The sequence below is a fragment of the Brevibacterium sp. FME17 genome (assembly GCF_014897515.1).
In the GTDB taxonomy this organism is placed as follows: domain Bacteria; phylum Actinomycetota; class Actinomycetes; order Actinomycetales; family Brevibacteriaceae; genus Brevibacterium.
The window spans coordinates 120383-143617 of record NZ_JABUYD010000003.1 but is presented as its reverse complement, the minus strand read 5'-3'; the positions used below and the strand labels follow the sequence as shown (position 1 = coordinate 143617).

The 23235-nt window shown below is 64.4% G+C and carries 20 protein-coding genes; 11 read left to right on the top strand and 9 right to left on the bottom strand.

Translation table 11 applies throughout. From position 1 onward, the window contains the following. Positions 1-50 precede the first annotated feature (50 nt). From INT40_RS04295 to INT40_RS04285, 3 genes are read left to right on the top strand one after another with little or no spacing between them, the layout of a single operon-like run. Positions 51-665 carry a DUF6230 family protein gene (locus INT40_RS04295; RefSeq protein WP_101570029.1) on the top strand — a complete coding sequence of 205 codons (615 nt, stop codon included), beginning with the start codon at positions 51-53 and terminating at the stop codon, positions 663-665. After that, the gene (locus tag INT40_RS04290) at positions 665-1333 is read left to right on the top strand and encodes a DUF6114 domain-containing protein (RefSeq protein ID WP_226830828.1); all 669 of its coding nucleotides are present in this window, start codon (positions 665-667) and stop codon (positions 1331-1333) included. The genes INT40_RS04295 and INT40_RS04290 overlap by 1 nt, the downstream gene beginning before the upstream one ends. Continuing rightward, positions 1330-2145 carry a hypothetical protein gene (locus INT40_RS04285; RefSeq protein WP_193095575.1) on the top strand — a complete coding sequence of 272 codons (816 nt, stop codon included), beginning with the start codon at positions 1330-1332 and terminating at the stop codon, positions 2143-2145. The genes INT40_RS04290 and INT40_RS04285 overlap by 4 nt, the downstream gene beginning before the upstream one ends. Before the next feature lie 146 nt (positions 2146-2291). Here the strand turns inward: INT40_RS04285 and INT40_RS04280 are convergent, their stop codons facing one another. The 5 genes from INT40_RS04280 to INT40_RS04260 all read right to left on the bottom strand — a co-directional run bounded on the left by INT40_RS04280 (position 2292) and on the right by INT40_RS04260 (position 7520). Then, positions 2292-3824 carry an AbgT family transporter gene (locus INT40_RS04280; RefSeq protein WP_193095574.1) on the bottom strand — a complete coding sequence of 511 codons (1533 nt, stop codon included), beginning with the start codon at positions 3822-3824 and terminating at the stop codon, positions 2292-2294. A 204-nt stretch (positions 3825-4028) separates the two neighbouring features. Then, complete coding sequence (locus tag INT40_RS04275) at positions 4029-4820, bottom strand: creatininase family protein (RefSeq protein ID WP_193070915.1); 792 nt, start codon at positions 4818-4820, stop codon at positions 4029-4031. Next, positions 4817-5539, bottom strand: coding sequence for a FadR/GntR family transcriptional regulator (locus INT40_RS04270; RefSeq protein WP_101570033.1), 723 nt, complete (start codon positions 5537-5539; stop codon positions 4817-4819). Before INT40_RS04270 ends, INT40_RS04275 begins: the two co-directional genes overlap by 4 nt. A gap of 164 nt (positions 5540-5703) precedes the next feature. Continuing rightward, complete coding sequence (locus tag INT40_RS04265) at positions 5704-6744, bottom strand: alpha/beta hydrolase family esterase (protein ID WP_193070914.1); 1041 nt, start codon at positions 6742-6744, stop codon at positions 5704-5706. A gap of 122 nt (positions 6745-6866) precedes the next feature. Continuing rightward, entirely contained in the window at positions 6867-7520 is a 654-nt protein-coding gene (locus INT40_RS04260) for a GntR family transcriptional regulator (protein WP_101570204.1), read from the bottom strand. 103 nt (positions 7521-7623) lie between these two features. Between INT40_RS04260 and INT40_RS04255 the strand changes: the two genes are divergently transcribed. The 5 genes from INT40_RS04255 to INT40_RS04235 all read left to right on the top strand — a co-directional run bounded on the left by INT40_RS04255 (position 7624) and on the right by INT40_RS04235 (position 16016). Continuing rightward, entirely contained in the window at positions 7624-8640 is a 1017-nt protein-coding gene (locus tag INT40_RS04255; protein WP_101570035.1) for a 1-aminocyclopropane-1-carboxylate deaminase, read from the top strand. A gap of 57 nt (positions 8641-8697) precedes the next feature. Then, positions 8698-11193 (top strand): transketolase-like TK C-terminal-containing protein, encoded by a 2496-nt coding sequence (locus INT40_RS04250; protein ID WP_226830799.1) that lies wholly within the window; start codon positions 8698-8700, stop codon positions 11191-11193. Between the two features lie 151 nt (positions 11194-11344). Next, a complete protein-coding gene (locus INT40_RS04245) occupies positions 11345-12823 on the top strand; it encodes an alanine/glycine:cation symporter family protein (RefSeq protein ID WP_193070913.1) in 1479 nt (492 codons plus the stop codon). A gap of 296 nt (positions 12824-13119) precedes the next feature. Further along, on the top strand, positions 13120-14514 hold the full coding sequence (locus INT40_RS04240) for an NAD-dependent succinate-semialdehyde dehydrogenase (RefSeq protein WP_193070912.1): 1395 nt from the start codon (positions 13120-13122) through the stop codon (positions 14512-14514). A 200-nt stretch (positions 14515-14714) separates the two neighbouring features. Further along, positions 14715-16016 (top strand): MFS transporter, encoded by a 1302-nt coding sequence (locus INT40_RS04235; protein ID WP_226830798.1) that lies wholly within the window; start codon positions 14715-14717, stop codon positions 16014-16016. On the opposite strand, the gene INT40_RS04230 is transcribed toward INT40_RS04235, so the two are convergent. The 4 genes from INT40_RS04230 to INT40_RS04215 form a co-directional block, all read right to left on the bottom strand. Beyond that, positions 15991-16443 carry a hypothetical protein gene (locus INT40_RS04230; RefSeq protein WP_101570039.1) on the bottom strand — a complete coding sequence of 151 codons (453 nt, stop codon included), beginning with the start codon at positions 16441-16443 and terminating at the stop codon, positions 15991-15993. The two genes, INT40_RS04235 and INT40_RS04230, sit on opposite strands and share 26 nt — an antisense overlap. Next, positions 16440-16781 carry a DUF6204 family protein gene (locus INT40_RS04225; protein ID WP_101570040.1) on the bottom strand — a complete coding sequence of 114 codons (342 nt, stop codon included), beginning with the start codon at positions 16779-16781 and terminating at the stop codon, positions 16440-16442. Before INT40_RS04225 ends, INT40_RS04230 begins: the two co-directional genes overlap by 4 nt. Continuing rightward, positions 16778-17446, bottom strand: coding sequence for a TetR/AcrR family transcriptional regulator (locus tag INT40_RS04220; RefSeq protein ID WP_193070911.1), 669 nt, complete (start codon positions 17444-17446; stop codon positions 16778-16780). Before INT40_RS04220 ends, INT40_RS04225 begins: the two co-directional genes overlap by 4 nt. Positions 17447-17607: 161 nt before the next feature. Continuing rightward, positions 17608-18357: an MFS transporter gene (locus tag INT40_RS04215; protein ID WP_193070910.1), complete on the bottom strand. Its 750-nt coding sequence runs from the start codon at positions 18355-18357 to the stop codon at positions 17608-17610. 694 nt (positions 18358-19051) lie between these two features. On the opposite strand from INT40_RS04215, the gene INT40_RS04210 reads away from it, so the two are divergent. The 3 genes from INT40_RS04210 (at position 19052) to INT40_RS04200 (ending at position 23217) form a co-directional block, all read left to right on the top strand. Continuing rightward, complete coding sequence (locus INT40_RS04210; protein WP_226830797.1) at positions 19052-20614, top strand: class I adenylate-forming enzyme family protein; 1563 nt, start codon at positions 19052-19054, stop codon at positions 20612-20614. After that, on the top strand, positions 20611-21936 hold the full coding sequence (locus INT40_RS04205; RefSeq protein ID WP_193070908.1) for a beta-ketoacyl-[acyl-carrier-protein] synthase family protein: 1326 nt from the start codon (positions 20611-20613) through the stop codon (positions 21934-21936). Before INT40_RS04210 ends, INT40_RS04205 begins: the two co-directional genes overlap by 4 nt. Positions 21937-22011: 75 nt before the next feature. Further along, a complete protein-coding gene (locus INT40_RS04200) occupies positions 22012-23217 on the top strand; it encodes an acyl-CoA dehydrogenase family protein (RefSeq protein ID WP_193070907.1) in 1206 nt (401 codons plus the stop codon). Positions 23218-23235: the final 18 nt, after the last annotated feature.

Here is a 23235-nt window from a genome sequence, read left to right as displayed (position 1 = left end):
ACGTCACAATAGCGGCTCCGACATAGCAGTCGGTGTCGACAGGAGGATCAATGAAGTTCCCGAAGTTCAACAGTCTTCGCAAGATCGGCTCGTCCCACACAGGACGGATCGCCCTTGTCGGAATACCTGCCGGCATCGTCTCCGCAGCCCTGCTGGGAGGAGTCGCACAGGGTGCCGTACCGGTTTCATTCGCCATCTCGGGCACCCAGTTCAAGATTTCGTCCTCGCAGCTTGAGGGAACTGGGTTCTCCCAGTACAGCGGCACCGCAAAGGACGCCGAGGGCGTTGAGCACTCGGTCGTGACCGCCAACATGAAGGACGCCACGCTCAAAGACCTCTGCCAGTCGGCCGTCACGAAGACACCGATGGGCAAGGTGGGCGTCCTCATCAGTGCAGGCGGCGGCAAGGAGCCAGCATCTGCGAAGAACCTGCAGATCGGCATGACAGGACTCAGGGGCGATGCTGAGTTCAAGAACATTCGGATCGGCGTCGACGCATCAGACGTCAACACCAAGGAAAAGGGTTCCAAGGGTGACTTCGCTCAGGACTCCGACACGGTGTCGATCAAGGACCTGAAGCAGGACTCGTGGAGCACCACGGCATCGGTCTTCACCCTCAAGGACATGAAGTTGAAGCTCACCGACGGAACCGAGACGTGCTTCTGATGAAAGAAGCGGGTACAAGCGCCCAGCAGCTCAGTGAACAGGAGGCAGGTGTGCAGAAGACCAATGAACAGCGGACCAGCCTGCTCGCCTTGTCCCGGCGAAGTCGTCGCGTCGCTGAGCAGGAAACAGGTACTGAACAGGACACGATCGAGATGGAACGCTCCGAACAGGAGAACGACGGTTCGGCTCGGGACGGGTCCCAGGAGGACGCCGGTTTTCGGCATTGGTGTCGGCAGCGGCCGTTCATCAGTGGACTGCTGGTCGTGGTCGGCGGAGTTGAGCTCTTCTTCTCCGGCCAGCTTGATCTGGGGAATCTGCAGATTCAGTTCGGAATCGAGGGTCTGCAGGCCACAGTCATTCCGATCGTGCTCGTTGTGCTGGGCGCCCTTGCGATCTTCAAGCCGACGCATCACGTGTTCTACGGAATCATTGCGCTCGTTCTTGCGGTCTACTCGCTGATCGGGGTGAACCTCGGTGGGTTCATCGTCGGCATGCTGCTGGCGAGCATCGGTTCGGTTCTCGTGGTCGCCTGGATGGGTTCACGTGAGCCAAAGGCCAAGAAAGCCAAGAAGCTGAAGAAGTCCCGTAAAGCGGAACTGGACGCCGAGGCGCCAGCGGCTGAGCGGAGGGGAAGCCAGGATTCCGTCGGCGAAGAGGGAGATTTATGAAGGTGCCCAATCGCCGCACGGCGTCACTCGTTGCGGTACTCGCTCTGAGTGTCGCTTCGACGCTCAGTGCGACGGCGGCGGCCACGGCCGACCCCGCCGCCCCGCTGTGCAACTCACAGACCGGGTGTGAAAGTCCTGACGCATCCGGACCCGGAGAGAGTTCGAAGCCGAAGGTTCCGAGCTCGCCTGGTGCCCCGACGACATCACCGACGGACCCATCAACTCCGGGACCCAGCGAGTCGCCTGCTCCGAAAGATGAGCCGACGGATCCAGCGACACCTGATCCCACCGAATCTGGAATTCCGACCAAGGAACCGACCGAAGAGCCGAGTGAAGAGCCGAGCGAAGAGCCGAGTGAGCCTGTCAAGGCGCAGAAAGATGACGACGCACCGATCTTCACGAAGACTCCGGCGGCAATGGGTTCTGAGTCGCTGTCGTTCAAGGGACTCAGCGGAATCGCCATCGTGAAAGTTCCTACGGCTGATGGAGGGTCCACCCGTGCGCTGAAGATCTCGGCGGATGAGATCAAGATCGAAGGGTTCTCGCTCACGGTCAGCCCTCCCGAGCAGGCTGGAGAGGGCGGACTGGTGACCAAGGCCGACACGATGACGCTCAAGGGAGACGTTGAGGTGTACATCGGGTCGATCACCGCGACGACGAAGGATGGTTCCTCGTTGACGATCGGCACCGACACGCCGCCGCCACTGGATGACGTGGAGCCCGGGTTGCTTCGAGTCACGATGGGGCTGGTCGGCTCCACTGCGGACTCTATTGAGTACACGAACACCGACCAGGCGATCGTCGAACCCTGACCCGCCTCGGGCTGCGTTCGTACGCTGCCCATCGTTCAGGCCCCGTCTCCCACCACGTCACAGTGCTGGGAGACGGGGCCTGACTTGGCTTCTGGCGACGAGGACCTGCCGAACAGAACTGGGTGATCTTCGTCGGTCTCGGCCGATCACCGAACCGGTGCATCGGGGCCCAGCGGGATGCCCAGGCCCCACCAGAGGAAGAAGAGCAGGCTCCACATGATCGTCATGCACACCGCAAGCGGCAGGGTGTGGGAGGCGAGTGTGCCGATGCCGGCGGACTTCTGATAGCGCTGCATGAAGCCAAGTGCAAGGATGAAGTAGGGGCTCATCGGGGTGATCGCAGTCGAGCCCGAATCGGCGATGCGGAAGATCGCCTGCGAGGTCTCGGGCGGAACCTCGAGGAGCATGAGCATCGGCACGATGACCGGGGCCATGATCGCCCACATCGCAGATCCGGAGGTAATGAGGACATTGACGACCGAGAGAACGAGCAGGACGAGGACGAAGACCACCCAGGTGGGCAGGCCGAGTCCCATAAACAGCTCCGAGGTCGACACCGAGACGAGCATGCCGATGTTCGTCCACTCGAAGTATTCGAGAAACTGGGCGATCGCGAAGAAGAGAACAAGGACTGGTGCCATAGACACGATGCCCTGGCTCATGAGCTTGGGGACATCGGCAAACTTCTCGACCGTGCCCTCGCGGAAGCCGTAGACGATTCCGCCGACGCCGAAGAGCATGGCGATGATGAAGGCGATGCCGGTGAGGAACGGGGACTCGCCGATCGGGCCGTCCCCGCGCAGCGGCGCATTGTCCGGCACGACGAGGACGACGATGAAGATGACCATCGCGAACACGGCGACCATCGCGAGCTTGAGAGCCGAACGTTCCTTGTCGCTGATGATGAGGTCCTCGTGCTCGGCGTCTTCATCGGCGTCGAGGTTCTGCCGCTTCGTGAGCACAAGTTCGGTGACGATGGTGATCACGATGGCCAGAAGGATGGAGCTGGCGATGTTGAAATACCAGTTGCCGATCGGAGTCACAATGTAGTCGGGATCGATGATGTTCGCCGCCGCCGAGGTGATTCCCGCGAAGATCGCGTCATTCGGCGTCGGGATGGGGCTGGCGTCGTAGCCCGATGCGATCGAGGTGTAGGCGACGATGACGCCGAGGACGGGGGGCCGCCCGACCGCCTTGAACACCATGCCGCCGAGCGGGACGAGGATGACATAGGCCGCAGCCGAGGCGACGTGTGAGACCGTTCCCATGAAGGCGACGGTGAAGACGACGAGAGACGCCGGGACTCGGGCGATCGAGACCTTCATGGCCGTCGACAGCAGCCCGGTGCGCTCGGCCAGTGCCACACCCATGATGACGACCATGATCGTGATCAGCGGAGGGAACGACTGGTAGGCATCGAGCGAGGTGCTCACGGCCATCGCGATCCCGTCGCCGCTGAGCAGGTTGTTCACCGGGGTCCATTCCCCGCTGCCGGGATCGTTCACCCCGACTCCCATGACAGAGAGGACGAGGCTGAGGACGGCGAGGATCCCTGCGAGGATCCAGAACAGCCAGAACGGATGCGGCAGTCTGTTGCCGACGTTCTCGATGACATTGAGGAACCGGATGACTGCCGGGAGTCGTTCCTGAGTGGGTTTGTCGGTGGTGGTCGTTTCCATGTCTTACTCCTGAAATCCAGGTGAGTGAAGGAGTGACAAGGCACGACTCGGCGATGCCCGTGAACTCCATCGGTCAAAGTGGTGGGAAGGAAGGCTGGCGGTAGGTGATGGTCTGGTGCGTGGTGGCCCTGCAGCGGCTGGCTCGCGCTCGGCTGCGAGCGGGGGAGGGGGAGTCCTGCAGGTCGGCTCAGGCGGTGGTTGCTGTCATAGGCGCAGCATCTCCCGGGCGTAGGCGGTGAGCTTGCCGGTGATCTCGCCGAGGATGTCCCGCCCGGCCTCGGCAGTTGCGGTACGGGGATCCCCGAGGACCCCGTTTTCGGCGTACTGGTCGAAGGTGACCGCGCTCGATGGCGACCTGGTCCGGCTCAGTCGTGCCCGGGGGCCGAGCTCATCGAGCGTCGTGGCCCCGGGCGTCAGTCGCGGAGAGTCGACGAGGCGGTCATCGATGGCGAGGATCTGCGCGGTCTCTGACTCCCCGCAATGGCCGCTGACCTCGGTGCGCGGCAGAGCGGAGGTCGTCTCCGTCGCTAGGGCACTGACGGGCGAGTAGGCGAAGACCAGGTCCGGATGGGAGTCGAGAAGCGCCTGCTGGGCCACGCCGAGTGCTGCCAGGTTGCCGCCGTGGCCGGTGATGACGAGGATCTTGGCGAATCCCGAATCGGCGAGTCTGCCGGCGACCGTGGTGACGATGTCGATGAAGGTCCGAGGGTCGAGGCTGATCGTGCCAGGGAGGAACTTATGGTGCGGAGACACTCCGTAGTCGATGCTCGGGAGGACGAAGGCTCTTCCTGCCAGCTCTTCGGCCACCGTGAGAGCCACATGGTCGGCGCGGATACTGTCCGTGCTCAGCGGCAGCCCATCGCCGTGCTGTTCGCAGGCTCCCACCGGGAGGATGAGAAGGCTGCCGCTGTCCTTGGCAAGTTCGACCTCGAGCGAGGTCAGCTCCCCGTAGGAGTGGATCGCCGGTCGGATCTCGCCTGGCGTTGGTCGTGTCATCCCTCGGCTCCGTTCTGTGGGGCGGCCAGCGGTGAGGTGCCCTCGGAGCCTTCGTCGTTCGTCCAGTCTGCGAGGACGACGGTCTTGATCGCCTCGAGGTGCTTGCGGGTCCGATGTGCGGCTTCGAATCCATCCCCGCGTTTGATCGCGTCGAGGATGTCCGCGTGCTCATCGTGATCGCGCAGTCGGTCATAGGTGGTCCGGGCCGCCTGCTGAGTCCGCGAGTGGATCGCGAGCAGGGAGACGAGCATCTCGTGCAGGGCACGGTTTCCCGAGGCTCTGGCGAGTTCGACGTGGAAGTGTCCGGCCGGCACCGCTGTCTCGACCTGCAGAGCATTGTCGAGTGCAGACTCCATCGAGGCGACAGCCTCGACGTCTTGGACCTGAGCCGCCAGATCGGCGATGCCCGGCTCGATGGCGATGCGGGCATCGAGGAGCTCGATCGCCGCAGCAAGGTCGACGGGCACATAGTGCGGGTTGTCGAGGATGCGGCGGTTGATCGCTTCCCGCACATAGGTTCCCGAGCCGTGCATGAGCTCGACCGAGCCCGTGGCTTCGAGCCGGCGCAGCGCCTCGCGGACGGTGGGGACGGTGACCTCGAAGCGTTCGGCGAGGACCTTCGCCGAGGGCAGCGACTGGCCGGGCTGAAGATTCTCGGTTCGAATCGTGTGAACGATTTCGCGAGTGAGACGTTCGACGAGTCCGATAGTTGATGTCATGCCACTCTCCTTCAAGTGTTTAAGTCATCAAATCACTTTGATATGTGTGTGTCAACGGTCACGTGCCGATCCGCTGCCGGCGGGCGCGACTGCGCCGGCTCGACGCGCCTGCGCCGCTTCAGTGCGCCTGCGCTGGCTCGGCGCGCCCGCGTCGGCCGGGGCCCTCAGCGGCTCGTCGGTCCGGGGTGTTTCTTGAAGAACTCCCACAGGGTGTCGGTCGCCGAGAAGCTCTTCGTCACGTACCCGCCGCCGCTGTAGACCACTTCACCAGGCCAGACGTGCCCGCCGTCGGTGACGGAATAGAGCTCGACATCGCCCGTGCGCGAGCCTTTCGCGTCCTGCTTCGACGTGCCGGACGAACACTTCTTCCAGCTCGTGCGCAGGACGTGCTCGCCCTTCTTGCCGATGTCGCGCTCTGTCTTCACCGTGCAGTTCGAGGCCTCGACCCAGGGTTCGATCCATTCGCGCACGCCCGGATAGGTCTCGCCCTGACGCTCGCCTCCGTCGTAGTCCATCGTCGCGTCGCCGGTGCCGTGGATGGCGAGCATCGGCGTCGGCTCCGTGTAGTCGCAGCCCTGCGTCGACTGCGGATAATAGGCTCCGGCGACGATGCCGAAGGCCGAGAATCGCTCGCGCAGATTGCAGGCCAGCACCGAGACGAAGCCGCCGCCGTTGGACTTGCCGGTGGCATAGACACGGCTGAGATCGATGCAGTGCTCGTCCTCGATCGAATCGAGCAGATCGGAGACGAATCGGACGTCGTCGGCACCGCTGGCATAGGGGGCGCCCTGCCACGATCTCTTGCCGTCCTTGAGCGCCCCATCGGGGAAGATGGTGATCGCAGGCAGTGCGGGCAGGCCCGTGTAGTTCTGGAACTCGGCGCCATCGGAGCCGTTTCCGTGGAACCCGATCACCAGCGGCAGGGGCGTCGATGCCTCGTAGTCCCGAGGAATGTTGATTCGAAAGGTCCGCTCCTGACCCGCCGAGGTGATCGTCCGTTCGTCATTGCCCGGAGTCTGCTCGGTGCCGCAGCCCGCGGAGGGAATGGGCTTGACCGTCGCAGAGGTGTCGGCTGCCTCACTCGGGTTCGAGGCCTGGGCTGGTCCCAAGGCCGGGCCCAAAGCAAGAAGGCTTGAGGTGAGTACCGCGGCGGAGCTTGCCGCGAGGATGGTGGTCAGGGTGCATTTCGTTCTCGATTGCATCATGAGTCCTTTGATCGTCGGTGATCGTGGACAGGACTCTAGCACAGGTCATTAGATGACTATATGACTCACGCGATTCCAGGCTGCCCGGATGTCGAGTGTCGTTACGTGGCGAACGGGATCGCTCAGGGAGCGGTCTGCCCGGTGAGGACGGACCAGTTCTCCCTGGTCAGCTCCACGGCTCGGCTCTGGTCGCCGCGGCGGATCGCGGCGATGATCTCGGTGTGCTGCTCGGGGGAGGCGGAGCCCTTCACGGAGTCGAAATGCAGATACTCCGCGCGGCGCAGGGTGGCCGTGACGACCTCGAGGTGATCGGGGATGAGCGGATTCTCGCTGCGTGCGAGGGCCACCTCGTGGAAGTCGTCATCGGCGGTGATGGCCGCGTCGATGTCGCCCTTGGCGAGAGCCGTGCGCAGCCGTTCATTCGCCTCGGCCATCTCTGCGAGGTCCGCCTCGGTGAGGGCGGCGAAAGCGAGTGTCATCGCCAGGGCATGAAGCTCGGCCGCGATCTGGCGCGCGTTGATGATGGCTTCGGGATTCTCCGGTGCGACCCGGGTCATCCTTCCCGGCTGGGCGACGACGAGTCCGGCTTGGGCCAGGCGCTGAAGGGCCTCGCGCACGGGTGTGCGGGAGACCTGCAGCCAGGCGCCGAGCTCTTGGTCACGCAGCTGCTCACCGGGCGCGAGCTGTCCGCGTACGATGGCATCGCGGATCGAGCGGTAGACGTCATCGCGCAGCAGGGTGCGATGCGGCGCGGGCGAATTCTCTGGAATAGGCACGCGCCCATTGTAGTCGAAGCCGAAATGCAATATATTGCATATTGCAGGGTGCGAACCAGATCACACTCTGCGGCAGGTCACCCCACCACACGAAGAGGACGTCATGGCCATCACTGATTTCGAACGCTATCCGCTCACATTCGGGCCGAGCCCGGTCCACACGCTCGACCGACTCGGCGACCACCTCGGCGGGGCCAGGGTCTGGGCCAAGCGTGAAGACGTCAACTCGGGGCTCGCCTTCGGCGGCAATAAGACCCGCAAGCTCGAATACATCGTTCCCGACATTCTCGCCTCCGGGGCCGACACCCTCGTGTCGATCGGCGGCTACCAGTCCAACCACACCCGGCAGGTCGCGGCGGTCGCCGCCCACCTCGGGCTGGGGGCCCGACTCGTGCAGGAACGCTGGGTCGATTGGGACGATCCGGTCAATGACAAGGTCGGCAACATCGAGCTCTCCCGGATCATGGGCGCCGACGTCCATCTGGATTCGGCCGGTTTCGACATCGGCATCCGCTCGAGCTGGGAGCACGCGATCGCCGAGGTCGAGGCCGCAGGCGGCAAGCCCTACCCGATCCCGGCGGGTGCCTCCGAGCACAAGTTCGGCGCCCTCGGGTTCGTCAACTGGGCCTACGAGGTCGCCGAACAGGAGAAGGAACTGGGCGTCTTCTTCGACACCATCATCGTCTGCACCGTCACCGGGTCGACCCACGCGGGAATGATCGCCGGATTCGCGGCCCTCGAAGCCGCCGGGGGACGCCCACGCCAGGTGATCGGCATCGACGCCTCCGCGACCTTGGAGAAGACCCACGACCAGGTGAAGCGAATCGCGAACAACGCGGCACAGCTCATCGGTCTCGGCCGTGAGATCACCGATGCTGATGTCGACATCCGCTCGGGTTGGGAAGGTCCCGCCTACGGCATCCCCGATGAGTCCACCGTCAACGCCATTCGAACCACCGCGCAGCTTGAAGGCGTCATCCTCGACCCTGTCTACGAGGGCAAGTCGATGGCGGGTCTGATCGATCTCGTCGGAGAGGGTACGGTCGGCAAGGATTCGACGGTGCTCTACGCCCACCTCGGCGGTCAGCTGGCGCTCAACGCCTACAGCTCGATCTTCTGACCGCGCTTCGATCTTCTGACCGCGCCGTCAACCACCCCGCCCGCCAACGAAGGATCAATGACGATGAACACGCCGGCCGCCCAGCACTCAAGTGACCTCGACCCGGACCGCGCCCCGGACCCGGATCACGTCCAGGACCGGGACCATATCCAGGTCCCGGACGAAGAACTCCACCAGTTCGAAACGTCCCTGCAGGTCAGTCCGCCCGGGACGAATGACCGTCCGCTGCGGGCGTCGGTCTCGGGGGAGGACACGGTGCTCGACGAGATCGCGCAGCGGGTGCTGTGGCTGGCGACATCGATCATCGACCGGGCCAATCGGGGGCGGGTCAACAGCGACGGCGTCAAGGTCGGCGGGCATCAGTCGTCCTCGGCGTCGATGACCGGCATCATGACCGCGCTGTGGTTCACCCAGCTGAGCTCGATCGATCGGGTCTCGGTCAAGCCGCACGCCTCGCCGGTCCTCCACGCGATCAACTACCTCCTCGGCGATCTCGAGGAGAGGCACCTTGACTCGCTGCGATCGCGCGGGGGTCTGCAGCCCTATCCGTCGCGGACGAAGGACCCCGACACGGTCGATTTCTCGACCGGGTCCGTGGGAATCGGCGCGACCGCACCGATCTGGGCGGCGCTGTCCCACCGCTATGTCTCCGATCGGTTCCCGGAGACCCCGAGCGCGGGTCGCTTCTACTCGCTGCTCGGGGATGCGGAGATGGACGAGGGCGCGGTGTGGGAGGCGATCATCGATCCCGAGGTGCGCACGCTGGGCGAAATCGTGTGGATCGTCGACCTCAACCGGCAGTCCCTCGACCGTGTCATCCCCGACGTGCAGATCAAACGGCTGCAGGGCATGTTCGCCGCAGCCGGCTGGCAGGTCCTCACCTGCCCCTGGGGGCGCAGACTCGAGGCCGTGTTCGCCGGGCCCGGCGGTCAGGCGCTCAAGGACCGCCTGGTGTCGATGCCCAACCCTGAATACCAGCGGCTCCTGCGCGCCCATCCGACGGAGGTCCATGATCGGCTGCTCGCCGGCCTCGCCGAGGCGGCCGCTTCGTCCCTGAGGGCCGTGATCGACCGTTTCGACGCCGATTCCCTCGCCTCCCTCATCCGTGACCTGGGAGGACACGATCTGGGTCAGCTCGTCGAGACCTTCGAGGCCATCGATGACGCACGGCCCACCGTCGTCTTCGCCTACACGATCAAGGGCAAGGGGCTGGCCACGGAGGGCCACCCCGGCAACCATGCCGCGCAGCTGACCGAGGCGCAGATGCGCGACCTCGCGACCGCCTCGGGGATGGATCTCGACAATCCCTGGGTCACCTTCGACCCGGACACCTCGGCCGGACGGCTGTGCGCGAAGACCGCTGCTTCACTGGAGCGGGAGGGCCACCAAACCCATGCCGTCGCCGAGGTGCCTGCAGAGTTGGGCTTCACCCCGCGGCCCGTGATCTCGACCCAGGCCGCGCTCGGTCGTTTCCTCTCCGACCTCAAACACGTCGCTCCCGAGGTTGCCCGCCGGGTCGTGACCGTCTCACCCGATGTGGCCACGTCGACCAACCTCGGCGGGTGGATCAACAAGACGGGGATCTGGTCACCGGCCGGGCGCGAGGACTGGTTCTCCGACGATCGGGAACGGGTCCTCAAATGGCAAGAAGGCTCGCGCGGACAGCACATCGAAATGGGCATCGCCGAGGTCAACCTCGTGTCCCTGGCCGGGGAGCTGGGCTCGACAGGATCCCGCTGGGGACAGCCGCTGCTGCCGATCGCGACGATCTACGATCCATTCATCAACCGCGCGCTCGAGCCGTGGACGTTCAGCCTCTACGCGGGCGGGCGCTCGATCATGGTCGGCACGCCCTCTGGGGTGAGCCTGGCGCCGGAGGGCGGGGCACACCAATCGTTCAACACCCCCTCGGTGACCCTCGAGATTCCTGGCCTGACCAGCTGGGAGCCGGCGTTCGCGCAGGATCTCGAGTGGACGCTGCTCGAAGCGCTGCGCGAACTCGCCGATCCCGAAGGTGACTCCGCCTACTTCCGGCTCACCACACGACCGGTGAGTCAGGACTTGGCCGCCGTGCCCGGGGACCCCCTGCTGCGGCAGCGCAGACGCGAACAGGTCATCGCCGGCGGTTACCGCCTCAGCGCGCATCCGGCCAGCCAGGACCAGGTGACGTTGGTGGGTGCTGGGGCGATCATGACCGAGGTGATCGAGGCCGCAGCCAGGCTCGAATCGCTGGGGGTGCGGGCAGGTATCGTGTGCTTGACTTCGCCATCGAAGCTCTTCCGTGCTGTCCAGGAGCGCTCACGCGTGAACTCGACGCCGCGCTCGGCGATCGCCGACGAACTCTTCCCGGCCGCGCATCCGGCACCGCTGGTGACCGTCCTCGATGGACACCCGCACACGCTGGCCTTCCTCGCCGGTGTGCGCGGGGATCGCACCCGCAACCTCGGTGTCACCGAATTCGGTCAGGCCTCCTCTGTCAGCGAGGCCTACGAGATCCACGGGATCGACACGGCCTCGATCGCCTCACATGCCTTGGATCTGCTTGGCGTGTGAGGCGCTTCTGCGGTGTTCGGGGACAAGGTGGGGGCGCCGATGTCCGACGCCTCTGTCATTGCCCACCGATCATCGCTAGACTCACAGGCGACTGCTTCTGTTGTGTTCGCTGTTGAACACAAACTCAAATGGTGAAAGGACAACCGACGTCATGGATGCCGTTGCAGAATTTTTCGACACGATCAGCGGATTCGTCTGGGGTCCGTTCCTCCTCATCCCCCTGCTGCTGGGGACAGGCCTGTACCTGACGATCCGTCTGGGTGGACTGCAGTTCACCAAGCTGCTGCCGGCTCTGTCCCTGGGGATACTCAAACGCAAAGATGCCGGCTCCGAAGGCGACATCACCCAATTCCAGGCGCTGACAACGGCTCTGGCCGCCACCGTGGGCACCGGCAACATCGTCGGCGTGGCCACAGCGATCGGCGTCGGCGGCCCCGGCGCGCTGTTCTGGATGTGGATGACGGGGCTCCTGGGCATGGTCACCAAATACGCAGAGGGGTTCCTGGCGGTGCGCTTCCGCGGTACAGATGATGCGGGGGAGAAGTCGGGCGGCCCCCAGTACTATCTCGAACGCGGTATCAAGGGGCCGTTGGGCAAGGTCCTGGGACTGATGTTCGCTGTATTCGCCGTTTTCGCCTGCTTCGGCATCGGCAACATGACCCAGGGCAACTCGATCGCGGCCAATGTCGAATCCAGCTGGTCGATCCCCGCCTGGATCACCGGTGCCGTCCTCACCGTCCTCACCCTGGTGGTGCTCGTCGGCGGCATCAAGTCCATCGGCCGGGTCACTGCCGGACTTGTGCCGGTGATGATCGTCTTCTACGTCCTTGGGGCCCTGTTCATCCTCCTCGCCAACATCGACAAGGTGCCCGGCGCCTTCGCTGCGATCTTCACCGAAGCCTTCACAGGCACCTCGGCGGTCGGCGGATTCGCGGGGTCGGCGATCATCATCGTGGTGCAGATGGGCGTGGCCCGTGGTCTGTTCTCCAATGAGTCGGGCCTCGGCTCGGCGCCGATCGCCGCTGCTGCCGCGCAGACCACGCACCCTGTCCGCCAGGGGCTGGTCTCGATGACCCAGACATTCATCGACACCATCATCGTCGTCAGCTTCACCGGACTGACGATCATCGCCACCGGCACCTGGAATCAGGTCGACCCCGAGACCGGGGAACAGATCAGTGCCGCACTCATGACCGGAGAGGCCTTCTCCAATGGGCTGCCCGGGCAATGGGGCCATTGGATCGTGACCATGGGCATCGTTCTCTTCGCCTTTTCTACTCTGCTCGGTTGGTCGTACTACGGCGACCGCAATGTCGAAAGGCTCGTCGGCCGCCGCGGTGTCCTGCCGTTCCGGATCTTCTTCTCACTCGTCGTGTTCGTCGGCTGTACCACCGAACTCGAGCCGATCTGGAACTTCTCCGATGTGATGAACGGTCTGATGGCCCTGCCGAACCTGCTGGGCATACTCATCTTGTCGGGTCTCATCTCTCGCGAGACCAAGCACTATCTCAAGAACGACCCGAATCTCACCGCGGACAAGTCCACGATCGAGGCGTTCATGGTCGGTCAGCCGGGCTGGAGTCAGTGGAAGGCGGGCGACGTGGTCGGTTCCTCACGACGGTTTGACTGAGCGACCGTCCGGTCGACAGTCTGTCTGATCGCTCGTGCGGCCGAACGCTGGTTTCGTCGAGCTAGTAGTTCGCGCGGAAACCGTCGCATAAACTGCGGAATTCGCAGCAATGTAGCAATACGCCAGGGCTGTGTGTGGAACTGATGATTCCCCCAGGTTCCCTCACTTGTTGCGCACGTCACGTGTTGATAGCGTGAGAGGTGGGCCTACGCAATCCGTCGATTTCGACGGTGATCAGGTAGGCAAACGCCTTTTCCGGCGCCACCCGGGCGCCACACAAGTCAAAGGAGTCTGGAATGAGCAATGTAGGCAGTGCTGCAGGCGGTTACCGCGTCGAGAATCCGGCCACGGGCGAAGTCGTCGAACGCTTCGAGAACGCCACCGACTCACAGGTCGAGGAGGTCCTTGAGGGCGCTCACCAGGGCTTCCTGAGCTGGCGGGAGAAGACCACCGAAGAACGCGGAAAGATCGTCAATAAGGTTGCCTCGCTCTTCGGGGAGCACAAGGAAGAACTCGCGAAGATCATCGCAGAAGAGATGGGAAAGCCCGTCGCGGAAGGCATCGAGGAGGCCGAATTCTGCGAGGAGATCTTCAACTACTACGCGGACAACGGACCGGATTTCGCCGCCGACGAACCCATCAAGTCGATGTCGGGCGGCAAGGCTTTCATCCAGCGCCGCCCCGTGGGCGCGCTGCTGGGCATCATGCCGTGGAACTTCCCGTATTATCAGGTCGCCCGCTTCGCAGCACCGAACCTCGTCCTCGGCAACACGATCATCCTCAAGCACGCTGAGATCTGCCCTCGTTCGTCGGCGAAGATCGCCGAGATCATGAAGGAGGCCGGCGTTCCTGAAGGTGTGTACAACAACATCTACGCCACCCACGATCAGATCGAGACCATCATTGCCGACGATCGGCTCGAAGGCGTCTCGCTGACCGGTTCCGAGCGCGCCGGTTCGGCCGTCGCGGCCACAGCGGGCAAGCACCTGAAGAAGGCCGTACTCGAACTCGGCGGCTCCGATCCCTACATCGTCCTCGACACGGACAATATGGACGAAGCCGTCGACACTGCTTGGGGCACTCGTCTCTACAACACCGGCCAGGTCTGCAACGCGAACAAGCGCATGATCGTCATGGACGACATCTACGACGACTTCGTCACCGGACTGACCAAGCGCGCCCAGGATTGGACGAAGGGGACTCCCGCCGAGGCGGGCGACGGCAAGTACTCGCCGCTGTCCTCCCGTGGAGCCGCAGAGAACCTGCGCAAGCAGCTCGACCGCGCTGTCGAGCAGGGTGCGACACTCGTCGGCGGCGAGCTGGCATCGGACGGCTCGGCTTACGTCTCGCCAGCCGTGCTGACCGGAGTCACCTCTGACATGGACGCCTACCGCGAAGAGCTCTTCGGGCCGGTGGCCACGGTGTACAAGGTGACCAGCGACGATGAGGCCCTCAAGCTGGCCAACGACACGCGCTTCGGCCTCGGCGGCGCGGTGTTCGCCAAGGACGAGGAGCGTGCCGCGAAGCTCGCCCAGCGCCTCGAGGTCGGCATGTCGAACGTCAACACCCCCGCCGGGGAAGGCGCCGAGATCCCCTTCGGCGGCACCAAGCGCTCGGGCTTCGGCCGCGAGCTCGGCCCCTACGGCATGGACGAGTTCGTCAACAAGCGCATGTACTACGTCGCTGGCTGACCGTCACCGATTCCAGACGCGGGCGCTGAACTGAGACGCGGGTGCGCACCCGTTTCTCAGCGCAGCGCCCGCGTTGTGCTGTCACGGTGGGATCAAGACTTCACCCTATGACGGGCACCGTGGGTGAGGTTCGTCGGAACCTCGACACTCGGGGAGGCACTCGGTAGCGTCTGTGACGTCCCTGACCGATGAGCGAACCCATGAATGAGGCGAGACGGATGCCCAGAATGCTCATCCTCGGCCTGTGTGCCGGACACTTCCTCGTTCTCCTCGATGTGACAGTGGTCAATGTTGCGCTGCCGCAGATCAATGCTGACCTCCAGGCAGGTCAGACGGGGATGGCCGGGGTCGTCAATGCCTATACCTTCGTCCTGGCAGCGCTGCTGCTCGCGTTCGGCGCAATCGGGGACAGATGGGGCCACCGTCGTGTCGTGGTTCTCGGTTACCTCTGCTTCTTCCTCGGTTCGCTGGCCTGCTCGCTGTCGCCGACGATCGATCTGCTCGTCGCCTCGCGCGCCCTCCAGGGCGTGGGGGCTGCCGCAACGATGGCTGGGACCCTGGCGATGCTCTCCGAATCGGCCGCGGACGAGCGCGAGCGAAGCAAGCTCGTCGGACTCTGGGCGGCTCTGGGCGGGATCGCTCTGCCGATCGGGCCTCTGCTGGGAGGACTGCTCGTCGACGTCGGCAACTGGAGGGCGGTCTTCTGGCTGAATCTGCCGGTCATTCTGCTGGCGCTCATCCCGATCCTTGTGCAGTCCTCACCGTCGAGAACATCGGTCCCGTCGAGAAGACTCGGCCGAGGAGGCGGTGACCTGATCGAGGATGCCGGGCCGTCCGAGTCCTCGCACCCAATGCGAGCGAGGTTCGCCATCGCCTGCGTCATTGCGGGACTGCTGAACTTCTGTGTCCTCGGCTCACTGTTCCTCCTTACCCAGTACTTCCAGGACGAACGAGGGCTGTCTCCGTTCCAGGCAGGGCTGGCCACACTGCCTGCCCTGCTGCCGCTGCCGTTCTTCGGGGCGTTGTCAGGGGTGATCAGCAACCGGCTCGGCGTCTGGAAGACAAGCGCAGTGGGGCTCATCGTGGCTGGAGTGGGCCTGGGGCTCATGGGGCTGACGATCTCGGGGGCACGTCTGTGGCTCCTGTCGTGCGCCCTCGTCGTGTGGGCGATCGGTGTCGGGATCCTGATGCCTGCGATCGTGGCGGCGGCCATGCATGCCCTGCCGCAGAGGCCAGGATTGGCCTCGGGTGCTGGAAGCACTGCGCGCAACGTTGGAGGAGCCCTGGGCGTGGCGGTCTTCGCCGCTCTGCACGAGGTGGAGACCGGTATCCTGATGGCAGGGGCCGGCGTCGCCATGGTCGCCGCCGCATTCCTCTGCATGAAGGTGCAGCAGCGTGGGAGAGCTCAAGTCTCGAGCGCCAACCGCGCATCAGTCGGCCGTGAGGGAAGCGGTCACTCTGGGCCTCCGGGGCACGTCATCTCCGAGAATCGGCGGCATTGACACCGGAACCCGATGTCAGGGTCGAGATCACCTCTGCCGGACTGAGTGCGGTGTCAGTGAACCAGCGGCTTGCCGCGTTCTCGGCAATGCCCTCAGCCTGGTCGATGAGTACTCGGCCGCTGTCGGTGAGGGTGAAGTCGCCGGACTCCGAACGTGAAAGCCAGCCGAGCTTGACCAGAGGAAGGCTGGAACGCACCGTAGACGACCGGGTCTCGCCCATCGCCTCGGCGAGATTCTCCCGGGTCAGTCCCTGCGGGCGCGCGCCGATGATCCGCAGCCGGCGGAGATCGTCGAGTGACAGGCCCACGCGAGAGAGCGCAGTGCCGATCACAGTGTCCAGTGAACTCTTCGCCCCGGCCAGGAGCAGTGCAGCATCCAGGTTCGGTGCTGCATCCGCGGTCTCGAGCGTCGGATGCTCAGAATTCATCGGCGTGGCCCCGAGCGCACTTTGACATCCTCGACGCACACGGGGGAGACATCGACGGTCCTGCCGTCGAGACCCCGATTCTTGAGGTCGGCTTCGGAGAGTTCCTGAGCTCGGATGCTCGCCGCCACATCGGCGTCATCGGGATTTGCTTCGTCGATGGAGAGCAGAAATCGGTGCTGATAGTTCACGAGTTCGGGTGTGTAGAGGAACGTCCCCTCCGGTGTGAAGCGCGCGGCGAACATATCGTGGTCCTCCTGTGCTTCTCGCAGGGACGTGCGCTGGGAGTCATCGAGGTCGATGAAGCGGCCTCGGACCGTGGTGCGGTAGGTGCGAATCATAGATGTGTTCCTTCTGGAGCTGCGTTGGTGGTGCTGCGGGTGGCATGGTCGAAGAGCGACACGAACTCAGCTGTCATGGCTTCTGTGCGGGAGGCACCAACAGGTGCTCTGCTGCTGCTCAGGCTCGCGGCCGCCGTGTCGAGGACCGAGCGGAGTGCCAGTGCCATCGTGAGCGGGTCGAACCTCCGCATCTCCCCCAGCCGCTGTCCGTCCTCGAACAGTGCGATCAGATCGCCGACGGAGTCCCTGGCGCGATCTTCGTAGGACTCGGTGCCGTTGCGGCTGAGGTAGCCGACGGCGGCGACGATGGCTGCGGCCGAGGCCGGCTTGGCACGGGAGTAGTCCATCGAGGTGGTGATGTAGTCTGCCAGCCGTGTTCTGCTTGAGGCGGCGCGGGAGAGAGCTTCAGCCAGCTGTGCGCCGAGGTCATTCGAGACTGAGTGGACCACGGCGCGGGCAAGCTCGTCCTTGCCGGAGAAGTTCCCATGCACTGCACCCCTGCTGAACCCCGCGTGCTCGGCCACAGCATTGAGCGGGGAGCCTGACACCCCCTGAGCGGCGAAGAGTTCGATCGCCGCAGCGACGAGGTCTCGCCGAGTTCTCTCGCGACTCTCCTTGCGTGTGAGGCGAACCGGGCGGTGCTCGGAGTCGGTTGGTGATGTCATAAATATAAGGATACATGAGGGTATCCGAATACTTAAATGTATCTTTAGGCGATGTCGACGGCTGCCGATCCGGGTTCGGCCGCACGCCTGTGTCAGGGGCACGGGCGGGTGGAGGCAGCGCGCGCAGTTCAGCTCTGGCGCGGTACAGTTTCAAACGCGGTTCAGCCCTGGAGTTCAGCTGCCTTCGCGGCGGCGCGCTCTACGGCGGTGGGAATCTGGACGATGGGGCCGAGCACCACGGTGAAGAAGAAGATTCCGATGGCCAGTATGACCGCGCAGACGATGAAGGCGGCGCTGAAGCCGCCGGTCGCCTGCACGACGAAACCGGTGACGATCGGTGCCGAAACGCCGATGAGGTTATTCACTGAGTTCATGATCGATCCGGTGGCCCCGACTCCGCCCTCGGGGGCGATGAGCGCGGGCAGTGAGTTCGTTACGCAGAAGGTGATCGTGATTCCGCTTGTTCCCAGAGTGATCCAGAACAGGGCCCACGCCGGATCGTGCGTGAATGCCGCACCCATGACCGTCATGGCGATGAGCATGCCCGAGATGATGAAGACCTTGCGAACCGCGGTGCCGGACTTGCCGATGCGCATGAGGTGGTCGAGCAGCCAGCCGGGGAAGATGAACTCCACGGCCACTGCGACGAGCCAGGGCAGTGCGGTGAAGATGCCTGAAGACATGATGCTCATCCCCATCTCCGACTGCAGATATCCGGGCAGCCAGGTCAGCAGCATCCACTGCGTGTAACCGGCGCAGCCCAGGCCCAGTGACATCCCCCAGACCTTGCGTTGTTTGAGGATGTATCCCAGGTTCGCCAGGGGGTTGGGGCGAGGCGCGTCCTCGTCCTGTGCACCGCCCTCCCGGATGTAGTCGAGCTCGGTGTCCTTGAGTTTGCCGAGGCGGTTCATTGCACCGCCATTGCCACCAGGGGGAACCCGACGACATTGGACAGACGCTGCCCGGAGTCGAAGATGGCGGTCGCTGTCCCGCGCTCAGATCGCGGGAACCAATAGCCGGTGGCCTTCATTGCGCCCGGGAAGATCGGTGACTCGGCAGGCCCAGGATGATGCGAGCGAGGATGAGCAGCCCGGTTCCGCTGATGATGGCAGTGAGAAAGCAGGAGAGGCTCCACGGTGAGTCCCTTCGTTGGTGTCTCGCTCGTCAGTGAGCGTGTGGCGTAGTGGACTCCGCGGCGAACTCCCCAGAACTTCCACGCTATAGAAACATGATTTCGCTGGATCGAAGTCAATGTATAGCGGCGATTAGTCGAGTGTCGAAGCGAAGATCTACCCCGGGTGTCGTTTGGGGTGTTTTCCGGCGCGCATTAAGTCCTGTGATAAATCATCATCCCAGGTAATCGAGGCTCCTGGCTTGATTCGCCCCTCGGTATATTGGAATGACTCAAATGAACTCCATGGTCATTCTGTGCTCAGATCACCGTTAGCGAGAATCGAATCATTCCACAATAGGCAAACTGCGAAAATGCGACTCAGGAAACCGTATCGACTACCGGGCTGAGTGAGAGCAGAACTGCATCGAGTCGTGTGCGCTCCTATACTGAGAAGGCGAGTCCCGCAGGCGTAATGACTGCCCGTGGACGCGATGAACACTCGTCGATCCAGCGAATCCAGGAGGCTGCACTTGCCGATCACCGCGATGATCCTCAACGTTGCGCAGTCCGATCCAGAGCAGCTCGCACTTGTCGGTGCCCGAGATCGCCTGACCTACAGCGGGCTTGTCGAGGACTCACGGTCCATGTTCGCCATCGTCGACGAACTGCATCGGACGCAGCCACTGCCTCCCACGCCTGCGCCGGAGACCGACAACATACCGATTACGGCGATCAGCACCACCTCGGCGTACGACACCTCACGCATCATCGCCGGACTCGCCGGCTACCGTGCCGTGTCCGCGACGATCGACCCGCGGTGGCCGCTGAACCACCAGCTCGGCGTTATCCGAACCACCGGGATCGGCGTCGTGATCAGCGACTCGCCCGCCCTTGCCGAGGCGCTCGCCGCCTCCGGGTGGACAGGCACGGTCATCAGCCTCACCGACTTCCGGGCTCGTCAAGCAGCCGCGCTCCCCGCTCCCGCACCTGCCGTTCGGGACGGGAATGAGCCGTTCCTCATGCTCTTCTCCTCGGGCACGACGAGCAATCCGAAGGCCTTCATCAAAACCCGTCAGCAGTATCGGGAGAACGTGGCCGTCTCTTCGGCCCACCTGGGGCCCTTGCCCGGTGTCGCGACCTTGGCACCAGGGCCGGTGTCCTACAGCCTCACGCTCTACGCCGTCATCGAAAGTCTGGCGACTGGCGGCAGCGTGCATCTCGCCGATGAATTCGATCCGATTACGATGGGCAGCCGCATTGCCGCGGAGGAGATCACCCGTGTCGTTGCGGTCCCCGCAGTGGTCCGTGCCCTCGCCGAGGCTGCCCGCCGTGACTCCGAGCGCTTCGCCTTTGTCGACCTCGTCGTCACCGGGGGAGCCAATCTGCCCGCGAGCATCCGGGACCGCCTCGGCGAGATCCTCCCCACAGCTCGCCTCATCAGCTACTACGGTGCTGCCGAGATTGGATTCATCGGTGACAGTCGAGACGGTGACGGCACCTGGATCCAGGTCTATCCGAGCATCGGTGCCCAGATCCGTGACGACTCCGGTGCAGAGCTTCCCGAGGGCGAGCTCGGCACTCTGTGGATTCGAGCCGCCGCCTGTTCCTATGGCTACGTCACGGGCACCACTGAGGCGGTGCTGCGCGGCGCGGACGGTTGGGCCACCGTCGATGACCAGGGGCGGATTGTCAACGGCATGCTGCAGCTGGCCGGTCGGGCCGGGGACATCGCGATCACCGGAGGTCACAAGGTCTCACTGCCGGAGGTCGAGCGCGCATTCGAAACGTACGACAACCTCGGCGAGGTCTGCGCTATCGCCCTCGACGACCCTGCGTTGGGCAGCATCATCGTACTCGTCATCGAAGCGAGCACAGACAACGCAGACAACGCAGGCAAGGCTGCCCTGCTGAATCACGCACGCGCCCGCCTGGCACCGCAGTTCGTTCCGCGTCGCATCTATCGGCTCGATCGCCTACCCAGGACGGTCGGCGGGAAGGTTCGGCGGACCGAAACCGTTGACCTCATCATGGACGGACAAGGACAGAGACTGTGAGAGAAGAACGCCGCGTCGTCATCACCGGGATGGGCGCGATCACGCCGAGCGGCAATGACGTCGACTCCCTCTGGGACTCGGTGGTCACCGGCCGCAGCGCGATCGGCGTGCTCGAGGGGGAGCAGTTCGCGGACCTGGCTGTTCGCATCGGAGGCCAGGTGAGAGATTTCGACGCCGAGGCAGTCCTGCCCCGAACGCTTGCCCGACGTCTCAGCCCGGTCCAGCACTGGGCCGTCGCCGCGGCCGACCAGGCCCTGGCCCAGGCGGGGATCGCGAGCCCGACAGCTGGCGCGAAGACGGCTCAGAGGGAGACATCGCGTGGTGGAGACGCCGACGAACTCCCCTGGGGCCGATCCCGCGTCGCCGTCATCGCGGCCACCGGCTCCGGACCTGTCGACGCCATGCAGAACGCTACACGCTCGCTGCTCGACGGCGGCCCCCGCTCGGTTCCCCTGACACTGGCGATTCACGGCGCACCCGACTCGGCCGCGGCGCTGCTGAGCCAACGCTTCGACTTCCGCGGGCCCGGGCAGGGAGTCTCGGCCACCTGCGCCAGCGGAGCGATCGGCGTCGGCGAAGCACTGCGGCGCATCCGTCACGGATACGCCGACGCGGTGCTCGTCGTCGGGATGGAGGACTGCCTCAACGCGATCAACCTGGCCTCGAACGCGAACATGAGGGCCCTGGCCGCCGGCTTCGAAGACGACCCGAGTTCGGCCAGCAGGCCCTTCGACAGTGCGCGGACCGGGTTCGTCATGAGCCAAGGTGCCGGCGCGATCCTTCTCGAGTCCGAGACCGGCGCCGCAGCCCGCGGGGCCACCGTGCTCGCCGAACTCGCAGGATTCGGTGCTGCCAGCGACGCCCACCACCCGACGAATCCGCACCCCGATGGTCGCGGTGCTGCCTCGGCGATGCGAGAAGCCCTGGCCGACGCGGACCTGAGGGCCGCCGATATCGATCACATCAACGCCCATGCCACCGGTACCCCCGCCGGCGATGCGGCCGAGCTCAAGGCCTTCGACGCGGCGCTTGGAAAGACCGCGCACTCGATTCCGATCAGCGCCACGAAGTCGTCCACGGGCCACCTCCTTGGTGCCTCCGGTGTCGTCGAAGCCATCATCGCCATTCGTGCGATGGCAGATCAGAGGCTTCCGCCGACACTCAATCTCAAGAACTGCGAATTCGACGGCTGGGACATCGTCACTGATCAGGCCCGTGCAGTTGACCATTCTGAGAAGCCGATCGACACCGTCTTGTCGACGTCGTTCGGATTCGGCGGACACAACGGTGCAATCATCCTGCGCCGAGTCCGCACCGACTGATCGCCCGCTGTGGTGAGACCGACCCAATGAGCAATCGACTCCATGAGCAACGGACCCCGTGAACAAGGAGACATAATGTCTGACCGTGAGACCCACCTCGGCGAACTTGCCGAAAAATACCTCCCCGACGAGGTGCTCGAGCGCTTCCGCGAACGCGCTGGCGTCTATGACCGCGAGAATCGCTTCTTCGACGAGGACCTCGCCGAGCTGAAGTCGCTGGGCTACCTCACGCTGTTCGTTCCAGACGCCTACGGCGGTCCCGGACTGAGCCTGCACGAGGTCTCGCTCCTGCAGCAGCGATTGGCTGCAGCGGCCCCGGCCACGGCCTTGGCGATCAACATGCACCTCATGTGCACAGGTGTCGTCAAGGCCCTCAACGATCGCGGCGATGCCTCCCTGAACTGGGTGTTCGAGGAGGTGATGGCCGGAGAGATCTTCGCCTTCGGCATCTCCGAACCCTCCAACGACTGGGTGATGCAGGGGTCGGACACGGTGGCCCAGCCGACCTCCGACGGCGGCTACCTGCTCACCGGAGTGAAGATCTTCACCTCCTTGTCCCCGGTGTGGACCCGACTCATCGTCCACGGAGAGATCGCTACCGATGAGGAGGGAATCGCAGGCCCCAATGCGGAGCAGCCGGCCGAAGGCCAGTTGGTCTATGGCTTCATCGAACGCGGCACCGAGGGCATCACGATCTCCGATCATTGGGACGTCATGGGGATGCGGGCCTCGCAGTCGCGTGCGACGATCCTCAATGAGGTGTTCATGCGACCCGAACGGGTCTCGCGCATCATCCCGGCCGGCAAACACCCCGACCCGCTGACCTTTGCCATCACCAGCAATTTCCAGCTGCTCATCGCCTCCGTCTACGCCGGTGTCGCCGCCCGAGCGCTCGAACTCGGCGCGGCTGGTCTGAAGAAGCGCAAGTCTGCGAAGGCCGGAACCACTTTCGCCGAGGTGCCCGAGACTCGCGCTCGCCTCGCAGACGCGCACCTGGACTACCTCGCCGTGCCCGCCATGCTCGATGCCTACACCAGGGACTTCGACGCCCTCGTCGACCACGGGGCAGGCTGGCCATTGCGCCTGGTCGGAGCCCGGATCAAGGCTTCCGATGCGGCCCGGAACGCGGCCGAGACAGCACTCATGTGCAGCGGTGGCAGCGGCTTCGACAACAGTCACGAACTCTCCCGCCTCTACCGGGATGCGACCGCCGGCCTGTTCCATCCGCCGAGCGCCGATGCCGCCCGCCCGATGTATGCGGCGGCACTGCTCGACGGCTGAGGAGAATTGTCTGCTGGT